This window comes from Pseudomonas sp. GM74 (assembly GCF_000282455.1).
Classification (GTDB): Bacteria; Pseudomonadota; Gammaproteobacteria; order Pseudomonadales; family Pseudomonadaceae; genus Aquipseudomonas.
This window is the reverse complement of the sequence record NZ_AKJG01000155.1, coordinates 1-15,436: the sequence shown is the minus strand read 5'-3', so window position 1 is coordinate 15,436 and position 15,436 is coordinate 1. Positions and strand designations below refer to the sequence as shown.

General features: G+C 59.7%; 16 protein-coding genes. 7 read left to right on the top strand and 9 right to left on the bottom strand.

Annotated features, from left to right (window positions below):
* The first annotated feature begins 208 nt into the window (after nucleotides 1-208).
* Entirely contained in the window at nucleotides 209-1,237 is a 1,029-nt protein-coding gene (gene rlmF / locus PMI34_RS03180) for a 23S rRNA (adenine(1618)-N(6))-methyltransferase RlmF (protein ID WP_008053491.1), read from the top strand.
* 71 nt (nucleotides 1,238-1,308) lie between these two features.
* Here the strand turns inward: rlmF and PMI34_RS03185 are convergent, their stop codons facing one another.
* On the bottom strand, nucleotides 1,309-1,590 hold the full coding sequence (locus PMI34_RS03185; protein WP_007905514.1) for an HU family DNA-binding protein: 282 nt from the start codon (nucleotides 1,588-1,590) through the stop codon (nucleotides 1,309-1,311).
* Nucleotides 1,591-1,986: 396 nt separating this feature from the next.
* Here PMI34_RS03185 and yejK point away from each other — a divergent pair, with 396 nt between their 5' ends.
* Together yejK and PMI34_RS03195 are read left to right on the top strand one after the other, a co-directional pair.
* Complete coding sequence (gene yejK / locus PMI34_RS03190; protein ID WP_008018580.1) at nucleotides 1,987-2,991, top strand: nucleoid-associated protein YejK; 1,005 nt, start codon at nucleotides 1,987-1,989, stop codon at nucleotides 2,989-2,991.
* The gene (locus PMI34_RS03195) at nucleotides 2,991-3,341 is read left to right on the top strand and encodes a glutaredoxin family protein (RefSeq protein WP_008053490.1); all 351 of its coding nucleotides are present in this window, start codon (nucleotides 2,991-2,993) and stop codon (nucleotides 3,339-3,341) included. The genes yejK and PMI34_RS03195 overlap by 1 nt, the downstream gene beginning before the upstream one ends.
* 38 nt (nucleotides 3,342-3,379) lie before the next feature.
* On the opposite strand, the gene PMI34_RS03200 is transcribed toward PMI34_RS03195, so the two are convergent.
* From PMI34_RS03200 to PMI34_RS03215, 4 genes are all read right to left on the bottom strand, one after another.
* Nucleotides 3,380-4,315, bottom strand: a complete 936-nt coding sequence (locus PMI34_RS03200; RefSeq protein WP_008053489.1) for a glutathione S-transferase family protein — start codon at nucleotides 4,313-4,315, stop codon at nucleotides 3,380-3,382.
* A gap of 88 nt (nucleotides 4,316-4,403) precedes the next feature.
* On the bottom strand, nucleotides 4,404-4,724 hold the full coding sequence (locus PMI34_RS03205; RefSeq protein WP_008053488.1) for a GIY-YIG nuclease family protein: 321 nt from the start codon (nucleotides 4,722-4,724) through the stop codon (nucleotides 4,404-4,406).
* 40 nt (nucleotides 4,725-4,764) lie between these two features.
* Nucleotides 4,765-5,235: a nuclear transport factor 2 family protein gene (locus PMI34_RS03210; RefSeq protein ID WP_008053487.1), complete on the bottom strand. Its 471-nt coding sequence runs from the start codon at nucleotides 5,233-5,235 to the stop codon at nucleotides 4,765-4,767.
* A gap of 106 nt (nucleotides 5,236-5,341) precedes the next feature.
* Nucleotides 5,342-5,968, bottom strand: coding sequence for a response regulator transcription factor (locus PMI34_RS03215; protein WP_008053485.1), 627 nt, complete (start codon nucleotides 5,966-5,968; stop codon nucleotides 5,342-5,344).
* Nucleotides 5,969-6,350: 382 nt separating this feature from the next.
* On the opposite strand from PMI34_RS03215, the gene PMI34_RS03220 reads away from it, so the two are divergent.
* The 4 genes from PMI34_RS03220 (at nucleotide 6,351) to PMI34_RS03235 (ending at nucleotide 11,602) form a co-directional block, all read left to right on the top strand.
* Nucleotides 6,351-6,977, top strand: coding sequence for a DUF1120 domain-containing protein (locus PMI34_RS03220; protein ID WP_008053483.1), 627 nt, complete (start codon nucleotides 6,351-6,353; stop codon nucleotides 6,975-6,977).
* A gap of 162 nt (nucleotides 6,978-7,139) precedes the next feature.
* Nucleotides 7,140-7,856 (top strand): fimbria/pilus chaperone family protein, encoded by a 717-nt coding sequence (locus tag PMI34_RS03225; RefSeq protein ID WP_008053481.1) that lies wholly within the window; start codon nucleotides 7,140-7,142, stop codon nucleotides 7,854-7,856.
* Between the two features lie 109 nt (nucleotides 7,857-7,965).
* Complete coding sequence (locus tag PMI34_RS03230) at nucleotides 7,966-10,449, top strand: fimbria/pilus outer membrane usher protein (protein WP_008053479.1); 2,484 nt, start codon at nucleotides 7,966-7,968, stop codon at nucleotides 10,447-10,449.
* A 10-nt stretch (nucleotides 10,450-10,459) separates the two neighbouring features.
* The gene (locus tag PMI34_RS03235; RefSeq protein WP_008053477.1) at nucleotides 10,460-11,602 is read left to right on the top strand and encodes a DUF1120 domain-containing protein; all 1,143 of its coding nucleotides are present in this window, start codon (nucleotides 10,460-10,462) and stop codon (nucleotides 11,600-11,602) included.
* Nucleotides 11,603-11,615: 13 nt separating this feature from the next.
* Here PMI34_RS03235 and PMI34_RS03240 read toward each other — a convergent pair whose 3' ends face one another.
* The 4 genes from PMI34_RS03240 to PMI34_RS03255 all read right to left on the bottom strand — a co-directional run.
* A complete protein-coding gene (locus PMI34_RS03240) occupies nucleotides 11,616-12,920 on the bottom strand; it encodes a CynX/NimT family MFS transporter (RefSeq protein WP_008053476.1) in 1,305 nt (434 codons plus the stop codon).
* Nucleotides 12,910-13,569, bottom strand: coding sequence for a FadR/GntR family transcriptional regulator (locus PMI34_RS03245; protein ID WP_008053475.1), 660 nt, complete (start codon nucleotides 13,567-13,569; stop codon nucleotides 12,910-12,912). Before PMI34_RS03245 ends, PMI34_RS03240 begins: the two co-directional genes overlap by 11 nt.
* A 235-nt stretch (nucleotides 13,570-13,804) precedes the next feature.
* On the bottom strand, nucleotides 13,805-14,569 hold the full coding sequence (locus PMI34_RS03250) for an amino acid ABC transporter ATP-binding protein (protein WP_008053474.1): 765 nt from the start codon (nucleotides 14,567-14,569) through the stop codon (nucleotides 13,805-13,807).
* Between the two features lie 28 nt (nucleotides 14,570-14,597).
* Nucleotides 14,598-15,436, bottom strand: an 839-nt coding sequence (locus PMI34_RS03255) for an amino acid ABC transporter permease (RefSeq protein ID WP_008053472.1), incomplete at its 5' end; no start/stop codon positions are given.

Below are 15,436 nucleotides of genomic sequence, written 5' to 3'. Positions count from 1 at the left end.
CTTCCCGACTAACCAAAGACGATCCCTGTGGGAGCGGGCTTGCCCGCGATGAGGCCATCACATCCAACATATGTGTTGTCTGACACACCGCCATCGCGAGCAAGCTCGCTCCCACAGGGTTATGTGCTGATTGCTACAGTTGGGTTCACATTGGCCGGATGTGGGACAATGCCCGCCACTTTCAGCCATACCCGAATCGACCACCGCCATGACCGCCCCCCGCTCCCCCAAGCCTGCGCGCAAAAAGCCTGCCCCGAAGACCCCGGCCACGGCCGTCGCTCCGAAGGAGAAGGCCAGCCTGCACCCGCGCAATCGCCATCAGGGTCGCTACGACTTTCCGGCGCTGATCAAAAGCGCCCCGGAACTGAAGAAGTTCGTGATCATCAATCCGTACGGCAAGGAAAGCATCGACTTCGCCAGCCCGGAAGCCGTGCGGGTGTTCAATCGGGCGCTTCTCAAGTCGTTCTACGGCATCGCTCACTGGGACATTCCGGCCGACTACCTGTGCCCACCGGTGCCAGGCCGTGCCGATTACGTGCACTTCCTCGCCGACCTGCTGGCCAGCGGCAATGACGGCGTGATTCCCCGTGGCGCCGCCGTGAAGGTGCTGGACATCGGCATGGGCGCCAACTGCGTGTATCCGCTGATCGGCTACAGCGACTATCGCTGGCATTTTCTCGGTTCCGATATCGATGGGACCGCCATCGCTGCGGCGAAGGCCATCATTCAATCCAATGGCCTGAACAAAGCAATCCAGGTACGCCAGCAGAGCAACCCCAAGCAGATCCTCACAGGCTTGCTGGAGAGCACTGAGCGCTTTGACCTGACCATGTGCAACCCACCATTCCACGCCTCGCTGGACGAGGCTACGCGGGGCAGCACGCGCAAATGGCGCGCCCTGGGCAAGGCCGATCCAAAACGCAAGCTGCCGGTGTTGAACTTTGGCGGACAAGCGGCGGAATTGTGGTGTGAGGGCGGGGAGGTGCGTTTCGTCACGCAACTGATCAGCGAAAGTGCGCACGTGGCACAACAAGTGCTGTGGTTCAGCACGCTGGTGTCGAAAGCGTCGAACCTGCCGGCAATCCAGAATGCCCTGACCAAGGCCGGAGCGCTGGACAGTCGGGTGGTGGAAATGGGTCAGGGACAGAAGCAGAGCCGCTTCGTCGCCTGGACCTTCCAGACCCAAGCGCAGCAACAGGCCTGGCGTCAGGCACAATGGAGCACCGCTTCAGCGTAGTGAGCGCTTTATCGCGCCCACAAAAAAACCGTGCCCGGATCGCTCCGGTGCACGGTTTTTTTTAACAAGTCTTACTTGTTAACAGCGTCGGTCAGGCCTTTGGCCACAACCAGCTTGATCACTTTCTTGGCAGCGATTTCGATGGCAGCGCCAGTCGAAGGGTTACGGCCAGTACGGGCAGGGCGCTCAGTCACTTTCAGTTTGCCGATACCTGGCAGAGTGATTTCGCCGCCGTTTTCCAGCTGATCGGCAACGATTTGGCCCAGTTGGTCCAGAGCGTTACGCGCGGTGGTTTTCGGCGCGTCGATAGCTTCAGCGATGTCGGCGATCAGTTGGTCTTTAGTAAGAGCCATTTAGTGTTCCTTCCCTATCAAATTCATATGGATTGCAGAGTGCAATGTCAGCCATCGAGCCCGATCTTCTGGATCTGGCACCCTCGGCCAAATAACCTCGGGATCGGGGTTATAGATACCGAAATCAGGGTTTGGTTCGACCTGACAAATGCTGACTGCACGCTTAACGCAGTGACTTCGCGCAAGACCGGGCAAAGCTAGCACACAGACGTGGAAATATCCGCCTCTAGCTACCCATTTGGTCAGCTTTATTGCGCTAAAACAGGAAAAAACTGCATAAGCGCCGTCGGTCGCCCGTCAATTGCCCTTCGTACCGCGCCAAAACCAGTGGTTGCGGTACACTGGGCGCTTTTTCGGGGGAGCACGCCCTCCTCTCTTCATTCAGCCGAGAAGCCCATGCCGATCCGTCATTGCATCGTCCACCTGATCGACAAAAAACCCGACGGCACACCTGCAGTTCTCCACGCCCGTGACTCTGAACTGGCTGAGTCCGCGGCCATCGAGAACATGCTCGCCGACCTCAACGAAAGCTATAACGCCAAACAGGGTAAAGCCTGGGGCCTTTTCCATCCGGAATCCGGCGCGTTCCCGTTCAGCGGCTGGCTGAAGGAGTACCTCGAGGGCGGCCAGGATTTCACTGCATTCAGCCGCGTGGCGGTCGAGCACCTGCAAAAACTGATGGAAGAATCGAATCTGTCCGTCGGCGGCCATGTATTGTTCGCACACTACCAGCAAGGCATGACCGACTACCTGGCCATCGCCCTGCTGCACCACAGTGAAGGCGTGGCCGTGACCGATGAACTGGACGTGACCCCGTCCCGTCACCTGGACCTTGGCCAGTTGCACCTGGCGGCGCGGATCAACGTTTCCGAGTGGCAGAACAACAAACAATCCAAGCAATACATTTCGTTCATCAAAGGCAAGAACGGGAAAAAGGTTTCGGAGTATTTCCGCGACTTCATTGGCTGCCAGGAAGGCGTCGACGGTCCGGGTGAAACCCGTACCCTGCTCAAGGCCTTCAGCGATTTCGTTGAAAGCGAAGACCTGCCGGAAGACGACGCCCGCGAGAAGACCAAGACCCTGGTGGATTACGCCAGCAGCCAGGCCAAGCTCGGTGAGCCGATGGGCCTGGAAGAATTGTCGGGGCTGATCGACGAAGAACGCCCGAAGGCCTTCTACGATCACATCCGCAACAAGGATTACGGCCTGTCGCCGGAAATCCCGGCCGATAAACGCACCCTGAACCAGTTCCGCCGATTCACTGGCCGCGCCGAAGGCCTGTCGATCAGTTTCGAAGCGCACCTGCTGGGCTCGAAGATCGAGTACGACGAAGAAGCCGGCACGTTGATCATCAAGGGCCTGCCCACTTCGCTCACCGACCAGCTCAAGCGTCGCAACTGATGCTCGGCGGCGTACTGAAGAAATTCCTGCTGATCCTGCTGGTGGTCGTGGCCTATCAGAACTGGGGCAAGATCGAGCGGGTGTTCAATCCATCGCAAGTGGTGCCGGCGCAGACCCAGGCCAAGGCCAACGTCGTGCTCTACGCCACCGAATGGTGTGGTTACTGCAAGTTGACCCGGCGCTTCCTCGATCAGAAAGGCATTGCGTACAAGGAGTTCGACATCGAGAAGGATGCCGTCGCGCGCGGGGACTATCAGGCACTGGGCGGTGGTGGAATTCCGATCATCGATGTGAACGGGACGCTGATTCGCGGGTATGACCCGGATGCGATTCTGGCGGCACTGAAGTAACTGTGGGGGCGAGTCTGCTCGCTCCCACAAGTTTTTTTTCAGCAGGCTTCGATCCGGAAACCAAACCGCGGGAAGTGCACATGCACCACGCCGCCACGCTCGTCCTCTCGTCGTACAATCAGCTCTTCGCGGCCGGCAAACAACAACTCCCCTGCCACCGGATCCACGCCGTAGTCCGTGGCTGCGATCACTACCTGCTGCCCCGCCTTGAATCCATTGGGATCGACAAATTGCTCATCCGGCAAGGCCGCTGGCGTGGACGTGCGCGCCACTGCCAGGGCCTCCTCGGAACTCATCTCGCTGGAAGCACCATGACCGAAGCCCATTACCCGTGCATGCCATGCATTGACTGCCGGATAAGCTTCGACCAGTGGAGCCGTCACCGGCGTGGCCTTGAGGAACCAGAGGCAATGAGCCAGGGCGAAGTCGGCAATCGACGGCTCGCCAAACAGGTAGTCACCCTCCTCGCGCTGCAACTGTTGCTCCAGACGCGACATGATCGTTGGCCACTGATGCCTGGCCTGTTCGGTAGACAATTTTGTCGCGCTACCACCATTGAAAAAACCGGCACGGTCGGCCAGAAACGCCTTGATCGCTTCCTGCGGTAAATTACCGAAGCGCACGGCAATCGATTCCGGCTGGAACACCAGGCTGACCGCATGCTGGAACACCACCGAATCAGCCCAGGTTGCAAACGATGCGGTGATCATTTCCTGACCTTCCGGGAAGAACGCCGGCAAGGTTTTCTCCTGCTCCAGTCGCCGGGCAATCAATGCCGTGTCGCAATAGATATCGGCACCGACCTGCAACACCGGTGTCTTGCGGTAGCCACCGGTCAACGCCGTGAGATCCGGTTTGGGCATCACTGGCGAGATCTTCACCGAACGCCAGGACAAACCCTTGAAACCCAGCAGCAGGCGGGCCTTCTCGGCAAAGGGGGACGTCGGGTAATGATGCAGAATCAACTCGGACATGCTCGGCTCCGCCGCAAGGATCAGGAACCAGCAGCTTAGCGCGCAATCACCTGGCAGCCTACAGATCCGCCTGATGGGAACTGATCAGTCAGAGTGATAAGCCAGGGGCTGCGCTCGCTGCGCTCGCCACCAGACATTCCTTGGCGCTCTTCTTGAGTTTTTTGATCAGCCGCTCCTGACGCAAGGCATCGCTTTTGTCACGACAGCGTTCGGTGTAGACCAGGGCCATTGCAGGGCTGGAAAGAAAGAATCGCGCGCCCTTGCCGCTTTGATGCTTGGCGAAGCGACGCACGGGATCATTGCTGATCCCACAATAGAGCGAACCGTTGGCCGCGCGAACGAGGTAGACGAACCAGGTTTTGCTCGCGGGGGTGTCGGCGTCGACAGGGCTTTCGCTGAGGGTGGTCACGTAACGATCAGGGCTTGAAAGGAAACAGGCCGCGATCTTATCAGCGACTGGCCTGGAATGCCTTCAGCCCCTTCAGGGCCTGCGAGCGAACGGCGTTGCGAACAAGTGGCGTCCAGCCCAGCAACAGGCCTTTGAAACCCAGGGCCTGACGCGACCATGTCCACAGGTCGAAACTGTCGTGATGCTCGCAGATCTTGCCATCGCGAAAGACAAAGCGTGCCTGGATGTCATTGACCACGGTATTGCCGGTCTGACTGAACAGATAAGTCGCGACCCAATGGGCGCTACCGGCACGATCATCGGCACGGACATGATCGAAGGTCAGGGAGAAATCCTTGGCACGGGTGGCGAGCATCCGCCACATGTCGCCGGCATCCCGGCCACGCAGCTCACCGAACGCCGGGTCACTGAATACCACGTCATCGGTATAACAGGCGCTCATGGCCTCGGCATCCAGCCGCTGAAACGCTTGATAGAACCGGGTAATCAATGCGCTGTTGGCGTCACTCATGCATAAGCTCCGTAAAGTTGAGAATGCCTGCACGATAGTCCGTTAATGCGCTGAACACTATTGGCATTCGCCACGCAAATATCGGGACTGTCTATCTACCACCGGCCTAGAGCGACATTCCGTTGTCACGGGCATAGGAGAAAAGATCGACATCCGTAGAGATGCCCAACCTGAGCATGGCCATGTTTTTTTGCTTGCTGATGGTTGAGACGCTGCGTTTGAAGTGGCTGGCGATTTCGCTGACGGTCATGCCGCTGGCCAGCATCCGGACCACTTCATGCTCTTTGGCCGACAACCGCGACTCGGGCAACGGGCTGCTCGTATTTGTCAGCATCGTGCGCAAGCGCTCACTGAGGTAGCGTCGTCCGTTACTCACAGCGCTGATTGCCAGGAGCAGTTCGTTTGCCGAGTCGGCTTTGGTGACGATTGCGGACACCCTTTGAGCCAATGCCGCCCTCGCCGTCGTCGCACTGCTGAACATCGTCACCAAAATGATCGGCAGTTTCGGGTAGCGTCGTTGAATCGTACTCAGCATTTTCAAACCATCGGCATTCTGCCCGCCTGGCATGGCAAAATCGGTAATCAACAAATCACAGGGCGTTTCTGCGAGCAGGTTCATCAGGCTGTCCACACCATCAGCCTCTCCCACAATTTCACATTGCCGGCTGGCACTGATGAGCATCCGCAGACCGATGCGAACGACGCAATGGTCATCGGCAATTACGACTCGCACTGTGGGAAGCCTCCTACTTGTGGCTGGAAGAGTCGGAAAATAGCGTCGTTCTCCACCCTCCACAACACCCTGAAAAACCCTCGTTTTTACTCTCCTCAATGTATTCAAGGGCCGGGGCTTTTTATCTATCAAACAACAGAAATAACCTACATCGTTTCGCGCGAAAGACTACAGAGCTGGACTAACTCCTGAGCGTGTTCCGAAAGAATACTTTTTTCTCGCAACACTCTTTCATACAGACAGTCGTCCCTTTTCGTATTTGTTGCATTCCTCCCACCCCCCCTTCTCGCTAAGTTGTGCCTATCGAGCAGCCTGTCTGCACCGGCGTTGCGCCGGGCCCATCGCCACCTCATCCAACCTTTATTCAAGAACGAGTGAATACATGAACAAGACACTGATGACCCTAGGCACTGCATTACTCTTTAGCGTGACTTCGTTCGCGTACGGCAGCTCCAGCACCGACTTGACCGTCACAGGCCTGATTACACCGGCAGCCTGTACACCGAGCCTGTCCGGTGGTGGTGTTGTGGATTATGGAAAAATCTCCGCAAAGGATTTGAATCCGGACACCCACACCCCATTTCAAGACAGAACCCTCCAACTGACCGTGAGCTGCGACGCACCTGTGAAGTTTGCAATTGTTCCCGTCGACAACAGAGCCGGCACCTCGTCTACTGCCGGTGCCTTCGGATTAGGCCTGATCAACGGCAATGAAAAGCTCGGACGTTATTTTTTGCACTACCTGAATCCGGTTGCAAACGTTCCTTCGCTGGCGATTCAGTCTCAGGACAACGGCCAAACCTGGCTTGAACTTGACAACTCCGCGCTGAAACCTGATGACCTGCTTTCATTCGGCAGCGCTAACACAGGCGTCACGGCGCCCCACGATGTTCAAGATGTCGTCGTGGACATATTGCTCTTGACCGCCATCGCCCCGGCCAACGGCCTTACGCTAACCGACGAACAGAAAATCGACGGTTCGGCAACCCTGCAAATCACCTACCTGTAACTCGACAGCATCTTCGGGCAACGGCTGACTCCAGCCGTTGCCCGTGCTCTGAAGGGTTCTCGCCAAAGTCCTCGCTTCTGCTTCTGCCTCTCGCGCTATCGGTGATTTCCGAGTACGGCCCATGTCAGCGACCTTTTTTCGTGACCATCAATAAGGCACGTCATGACGATGTTTTTAAAATTCGCACGCCATTTGATCCCCTTCGGTGTCGGTGCACTTGCATGGTTCCCGCCTCAGTTGGCTCAAGCCGACGGTATGGTTCCCGACACCTCCGTGGTGATCGTCAACGAGGCCAACGGCGAGGCATCCGTATCCGTGACCAATACCGATGACAGCCTGGTGTTGCTGCACGTCACCCTTGAAAACATTCCAGAAGACACCGAGCCCTTGGTGTTCGTGACGCCACCGCTGGCACGGGTTGAACCGTCCGGGACCCAGTTGATCCGCTTCATCCTGCAATCGGAAAAGCCCTTGCTCACCCAGCGATTGAAACGCGTGATCTTTGAAGGCATCCCCCAAGGCAAGTCCGCTGCCGAGGCCGGGCATGCCCGGGTGGGTGTAACGGTGCGCCAGAACCTGCCGGTCATCCTTCATCCAGCCAGCCTGGCGCCCAACCGCACTCCGTGGACCGACCTGCGATGGTCGCTGCAGGATGGCCAGCTGACCGTGAGTAACCAGACACCTTACGTCGTACGCCTGGCTCAGGAACTACAGATGCTGCCTTCCGGGGACCCCGCAATGCTGCCGCGAACCTACCTGTTGCCCGGTGACCGGATCAGCATGTCGGTGCCAGCAAGAACCGCCACCCAGGTACGCCTTCAACCGGCGACCGTCTACGGCTTTGCAGTGCCACCCTACGACGCCCCGATCACCCCTTAGAACCGCAACACCGATAGCCCCAACCGGGAAAAGCGGGCGCTGATGTTCCAACGCGAACCTGATGCCGTAGTGGTTCAGGCCAGCGCACAGGTCAACCCAAGTGAACCCCATGAACACTGTACTGAAATACCGTGGCGGCGAAGCCATGCCTGCTTTCAGGCGTGCCGACACTCGTCCTCGACTGCCGCCGCTGCGCACCGGCGTGGTGTTGCTGATGACCAACGTGCTGATGGTGCTCGATGCCCGCGCCGAAGATCCCGGCAGTGCTTCGTTGCTGACCTCGTTCGACCAGAAGACACTGGTCCAGCGCGGTATCGATCCGGCGCTGGCGACCCAACTGCTGAACGCCCCGCGATTCACCGTCGGCCGCCATCCGATCACACTCACAGTTAATGGTCAGCGCCAGGGACGCGTAGACGTTACGTTCAACAATGAGGGCGACTTGTGCTTTGACCATGCCTTGCTTGATGCGGCAAACCTGAGCGAGCCCACCGCCCCCACCAACGACCCTCGTTGTTTTGACGTTCTCGGCACTTGGCCGCAAACCCTGATCGAACAGGACCCCGCCAATCTCGGTCTGTCATTGATCGTGCCCACGGACGCCATGCGTGCGAAGGTCCGGGACTTCTCGGGTTATCAGACCGGTGGCGTCGCCGGGTTGCTCAACTATGACGTCAACAGCCTTTACAGCCATTACGACGACCAATCGAATCGCTACCTGTCGGCCAATACCGAAGTCGGTTTCAATGCCGGCGACTGGATCGTCCGCAGCCGCCAGGTGCAGACCTGGCAGAACGAAGTGTCCCGAACCAGTCACCTTGCAGCCTACGTCCAACGCACCTTCACCGGTTATCAAACGGTGCTTCAGGCCGGTCAGATCAACCTCTATAACCCGGTACTGGCCACTGCGCAGATTACCGGCGTGCAACTGATGACCGAGCAGGCGCTGCAGACCGAAAGCCAAGGCAGGCCCATCGAAGGCATTGCCCACGGCCAGGCCCAGATCGAAATTCGGCAGAACGGGTCACTGATCCACTCGACCGTGGTGCCCGCCGGCCCCTTCTCCCTGAGCAACGTTCAGCGTCTCGACAGCCGTTCCGATGTCGAAGTCGTGGTCAAGGAAACCACTGGCAGCGAGCAGCGCTTTACCGTCCCGGCGTCTCTGCTCGGAATGGAGCTCCCGGCGTCTGGCTTTTCGCTGACTGCCGGCCAGCTACGTCACTTCGGCGATATACAGACCAACGATCCCTGGCTGATCAGCGGGAGCTGGAGCGGGGCATTGAATCCACACGTCATGCTCAGCACGGGCGCCACGGGTGCCGCCGATTATCGTGCAATAGCCGCAGGCGTGGGCTTGCTGCCCTGGACCGATACGCAGCTGCAGACAAGTCTGCAAACCTCTGAAGTCAGTTCCAGTCACCCCGAAAAAGGCATTCAGGCCGATTTGAACCTTTCGCATCGCTTGGGTGAACAATGGTCAATGAATGCCGGGACGTCCCACCGGTCCTTCGGTTATCGCGAACTGTCGCAAGCGGTGCTCGAAACCGAGTCGCCGCGCAACCGGTCCCGTTATCGCGACCAACAAAACCTGGGGCTGTCCTGGTCGCCTTCCGGGACTGGTGCACTCAGCGCCAGTCTCAGCCGCTCAACGTCCTTCGACGGACAAAGCAGCAGCCGCGCCATGGCATCCTGGGGCACCCTCATCGGCGGTGTATCGGTCTCGGCCACGGTGCAATGGCAAGTCCGCGGCACCCGGAACATCGATGACAGCGCCTATCTGAACCTCAGCATTCCGTTGGGTGAAAACCGTCGGGGGCGAACCTGGGTTCGCAGCTCTGCCGGCGAACATCGCAGCGGTGTGGGTTTGAACGAACAACTCAACGATCACTTGAGTTACCGGGTCGGCGTTGAGCATGACAGTCGCGACAGACAAGTGCAGTCTTCCGCCGGTGTTTCTATCCTGCCACGCTACAGCCAACTGGACGTGAGCTATACCCGCACTGATGCCCAGCGCCCCAGTTACCAGGTGGGAGCACGCGGTGGGGCGGTGTTGCATGGCGATGGCCTGACACTGTCGCCTTATCCCGTGCGTGAAACCTTCGCGTTGCTGTCGGTAGGCGATGCCGCCGCCATCAAAGTCTCCACCCCCAGCGGCCCGGTGTGGACCGATTGGCAAGGTCGAGCCGTGGTTCCACACGTGACGGCCTATGGCCGCAACCCGGTGGAAGTCGAAACCCGCTCGCTGCCGCGCAATCTCGATATCAACAACGGCCTGGCGGTGATATCCGCCGGGCGCGGCGCCGTCGACAAGGTCGAGTTCGGGGTCATCCAGACTCGCCGCGCCTTGCTCAAAGTCACCTTGGACAACGGCGCATCGCTGCCCCGTGGCGCGACGGTGAACACCGACGATGGCGAGTTCGTCACGCTCGTACAGGAAGGCGGGCTGGTATTTCTGCCCAATGTCCTGGCGACTCCCACCCTGTGGATAACCGCACCTGGCCTGGATCGCTGTGAGCTGCACTTCGAGCTGCCGGTCAAGGCCGACTCCCAGGCGTACTTCGAAACCGCCCTCGCCCAATGCCGCACGCCATAAGGATGACTGCATGAAACTGTCCGCACCTTTGATGCTGACCTTCGCCACCCTGACGCTGGGCGGGCTCACGCCCGATGCCCGGGCGCTCGCCGATGACTGCCGGCTGAGCCTGAGCCAGTCGATACTCGATTACGGTTTGATGCAAAGGGCGATTCGCACTCCCGAACCCCAAGAGCAAACCTTGGGTGAACGTCGCGTGAGCTTGAACCTGAACTGCCCGCAACCCGCCGACATGAGTGTGTTCTATCGCGCCGTCGCTGCGACCGCAGAGCGCTTTCGGCTCGCCGACCACGGCAGCTATGCCCTGCACATTAGTGATGCGGTGCTAGATGGACAATCGGTGGACCTGGGTTTGATTTCCACTGCCGGCCAAGCACCGCAGGCCACAGCCTCAGGCCTGCCTTGGCGACCTGGGCAGGCCATTGTTCCAGTGCGCAGTGGCGCCGCCGTGCGAGGGAAAAACCTGTCGGCTCAACTTCAACTGACAGCCTGGACACAGGCGCAGGTGTCGCAGCTTCGTGACGCCGCTGCCTGGGAAACCTCCGGGCTGTTCGAGCCGGTCGCCGCGGGGCGCTCCGCAGAGATAACCCTGCGTGCACGTTTTGCGCCCGCCGCCTGTCACGTGAAACTGTCCAATGGCGGTCGGGTGGATTTCGGTCGGATGTCGAAAAACGATCTTGATCGCGACAACAGCACTCGCCTGCCACCCAAGAACTTGACCCTACAGGTTGGCTGCGATGCCCCGACCCCCTTTGCCCTGCTCATGCACGACAACCGCGCAGGCTCGGCCACCGCCACCAGCGAGATTTACTACGGCCTCGGTCTGGACAACAGCAGCAATAAAATCGGTCTGTACTCGCTGAGCGTCGACCCCACCGACGCCAGCGCCGACAACCTCCCCCGCCTGTACCGAACCGATTCCACCACCGGCGGCGTGGCCTGGAGTCGTGCCAGTTCGAACCCGATACCGATGGCTCAGAGAAGTCTCCTGGGGTTTACCCATAATGCCGGCAGCCTCTCAGGCCCGGTGCCGATCCAGAACTTCACCACGAAGGTAACGGTCGAGGCCGTCATTGCCCCCACTTCGACCCTGGATCTCACCGACAAAGTGATCCTCGATGGTTCAGCGACACTGGAAGTCCTGTATTTGTAGCCCTTGACCGCTTCTAAATTTTCTCGCTGACCACCTGCACGTACAGCGCTCGCCCGGCTCCGAGGCCGGCGATGATCGCACCAAGGCCGATGACACCGAAGATCCAGCCCACGGCCGTCCAGCCGCCGGTCCAGTCATGCACGATGCCGACCGCGAACGGCCCCATGGACGCCAGGGTGTAACCAAAACCCTGGGCCATGCTCGACAGGTTTGCCGCCACGTGGGAGTCCCGCGAGCGCAGCACAATCAGGGTCAAGGCCAGGCTGAACGTGGCGCCCTGCCCCAACCCCAGCACAATCGCCCAGCCCCACAAGCCATCAATTGGCGCATACAGGCAACCGAACAGACCACCGAGGGTCAGGACCATCACGATCACGATCGCCAGGCGCTGGTCCTTGCCCCGTGTCGCCAGCCATGGCGCGGCGAGGGAGCTGACCAGTTGCACGATCACCGAACCCGACAGCACCAGTCCGGCCTGGGTCGGGGTCAGGCCACGTCCGATCAGGATCGACGGCAACCAGCCGAACACGATGTAGGCCAGGGACGATTGCAGGCCCATGTACAGGGTCACCTGCCAGGCCAGCGGATCGCGTAACAATCCCCGAACCCGGTAGGCCACGTTGTGCGCGCCGTGTTTCTGGCCGACTTGCGGCAACCAGAACAGCGCAGCCGCCAATGCCGGAATGACCCAGAAACCGAGGCCCTGCGCCCAGCTCTTGTCAAAGTGTTCACTCAACGGCACGGTCGCACCCGCCGCCATTGCCGCGCCCAGGCACAGGGCCATGGTATAGACACCGGTCATGGTCCCGGCCTGCTTCGGGAAATCGCGCTTGACGATGCCCGGCAGCAACACGCCGATCACGCCGATGCTGGCTCCGGCCAGCACACTGCCGGCAAACAGGCCGATCTCACCGAACGAACTGCGCAGGATGATCCCGCACGCCAGGGTCAGAAGAATGCCCAGCACCACCCGCTCCGCACCAAATCGCCGTGCCAGCACGGGTGCCAACGGCGCAAACAGGCCCAGGCAAAGCACCGGCAACGTGGTCAGCAACCCCGCCGCGGACGCCGACAAGCCAAGGGATTTCGAGACCTCGCTGAGCATCGGCGCCATGCTCGACAACGCCGGGCGCAGGTTCAGCGCCACCAGAATCAGGCCCAGCAGCAACAACCACGGCCGCCGTAGAACCGGGTGGGCCTGCTGGACCTGTTCGTCATCAGCCTCGGCATCGATCAGCAGCTCTTCCAGTTCGGCCGAACGTTTTGAGGTTGTGGATAACTCACTGCGGTGCATGGATCTCTCGGTTTCAAGGTTCATTGATCAACTGCCTCGACAGGGCTTTGGCCCGTTCCGGGTCGCGTTGCTCGACGGCATCGAGCAACTCGATGTGCAGGTCGAACACTTCCTGGCGGCGCGGGACGATGCTCAGGGTCTGGCGCAGTTGCGCGCCGACGATGCTGGAAAAATAGCGATACAACTCGCTGAGGGTCGGGTTGTGCGCGGCGTCCACCAGACGGCGATGAAACACCAGGTCGCAGGCGATGTAGGTGTCGAGATCGCCGTGATAGTGGCTGCCGCTGACACCCAGGGCCTCGCGCAATGCCACCAGGTCTTCGTCGGTGCGGCGCACTGCCGCCAGGCCGATGGCCTCGACTTCGAGGATGTGCCGGGTTTCCCGGGCCTGCTCAAGGGAACAACGGGACAGTGCCTTCAAGGTATCGAGCGGATCGACCACCGCCCGCAGGTAACTGCCGTCACCCTGACGGATTTCGATCAACCCGGAGAACGCCAACACCCGCATGGCTTCGCGCACGGTGTTGCGGCTGATGCCCAGCTCGGCGGACAACTCAGGTTCGGTGGGCAAACGCTGGCCCACGACCCAAACGCCCTGGTTGATGCGCAGGCGCAGTTGGTCCAGGGCCTGATCGACCAGGGATCGTTTCACTAATGGAGAGATTTCTGACATGGAATTCGCCCTCTCATCCAATCATAGGATGAATTTTCTGACATGTTAGTCAGCTTAAGCTGCCCACACAACCCCTGTAGGAGCTGCCGAAGGCTGCGATCTTTTGATCTTCGCTTTTGAAAAAGCAAAATCAAAAGATCGCAGCCTTCGGCAGCTCCTACAGGGTTGGGCACAAAATCGCGGGCAAAAATAAACCCGGAACTCGGTCCGGGTTTATTTCAGTGCCTGGGGTCGATCAATGCAGGATCTGGCTCAGGAACAGCTTGGTCCGTTCATTCTGCGGGTTGTCGAAGAAGTCGTTCGGCGCAGCCTGTTCGACGATTTCACCCTTGTCCATGAAGATCACGCGGTTGGCCACGGTGCGGGCAAAGCCCATTTCGTGGGTCACGCAGAGCATGGTCATGCCGTCTTCGGCCAGGCCGATCATGGTGTCCAGTACCTCTTTCACCATCTCCGGATCGAGTGCCGAGGTCGGTTCGTCGAACAGCATGATCTTCGGTTTCATGCACAGCGCACGGGCAATCGCCACACGCTGTTGCTGGCCGCCGGACAGTTGCCCCGGGTACTTGTGCGCCTGCTCCGGAATGCGTACGCGCTCCAGATAGTGCATGGCGATTTCCTCGGCCTTGCGCTTGGGCATCTTGCGCACCCACATCGGCGCCAAAGTGCAGTTCTGCAGGATGGTCAGGTGCGGGAACAGGTTGAAGTGCTGGAACACCATGCCGACTTCACGACGGATCGCTTCGATCTGCTTGAGGTCGTTGGTCAGTTCCACGCCATCGACCACGATGCGGCCCTGCTGGTGTTCTTCCAGGCGGTTGAGGCAGCGGATGGTGGTGGACTTGCCGGAACCCGACGGGCCGCACAGTACGATACGCTCGCCCTGCTTGACGTTGAGGTTGATGTCCTTGAGTACGTGAAACTGACCGTACCACTTGTTCACGCCCTGCATCTGAATAATGCCTTCAGGGCTCACAGGCTGTTTGATTGCTTCGCTCATCACAAAACTTCCTAAATTAGGTAGCGACTTAGCGCTTGTGGCCAGTGTCGAGCTTGCGTTCCAGATGCATGGAATAGCGCGACATACCAAAACAGAAAATCCAGAACACCAGGGCGGCGAACACATAGCCTTCGGTGGCCATGCCCAGCCACTTCGGGTCGGCGGCGGCTTGCTTGACGCTGTTGAGCAGGTCGAACAGGCCGATGATGATCACCAGGCTCGTGTCCTTGAACAGCGCAATGAAGGTGTTGACGATGCCGGGGATCACCAGCTTCAGGGCTTGCGGCAGAATCACCAGGCCCATGCTGCGCCAGTAACCCAGGCCCATCGCCGCTGCCGCTTCGTACTGACCTTTTGGAATTGCTTGCAGACCGCCGCGCACCACCTCGGCCACGTAGGCCGACTGGAACAGGATCACGCCGATCAGCGCCCGCAGCAGCTTGTCGAAGTTCATGCCTTCAGGCAGGAACAACGGCAGCATCACCGAGGACATGAACAGCACCGTGATCAACGGCACGCCGCGCCAGAATTCGATGAAGGTCACGCAGACCACGCGAATCGCCGGCATGTTCGAACGACGGCCCAGCGCCAGGACAATCCCCAGCGGCAACGCACCGGCGATGCCGACGGTAGCGATCACCAGGGTCAGCATCAGGCCGCCCCACTGGCTGGTCGCCACGGCGTCCAGACCCAATACGCCGCCATGCAGCAGGCACCAGGCAATGATCGGGTACAGCACCAGGAAGCTCAGCCCGTACACCGCTTTATGGTGAAAGCGCGAGATAAACAACGGCGCCACGCCGACAATCGCCAGCCACACCGTCAGGTCCACGCGCCAACGCAGTACCGGCGGGTAGTAGCCATACA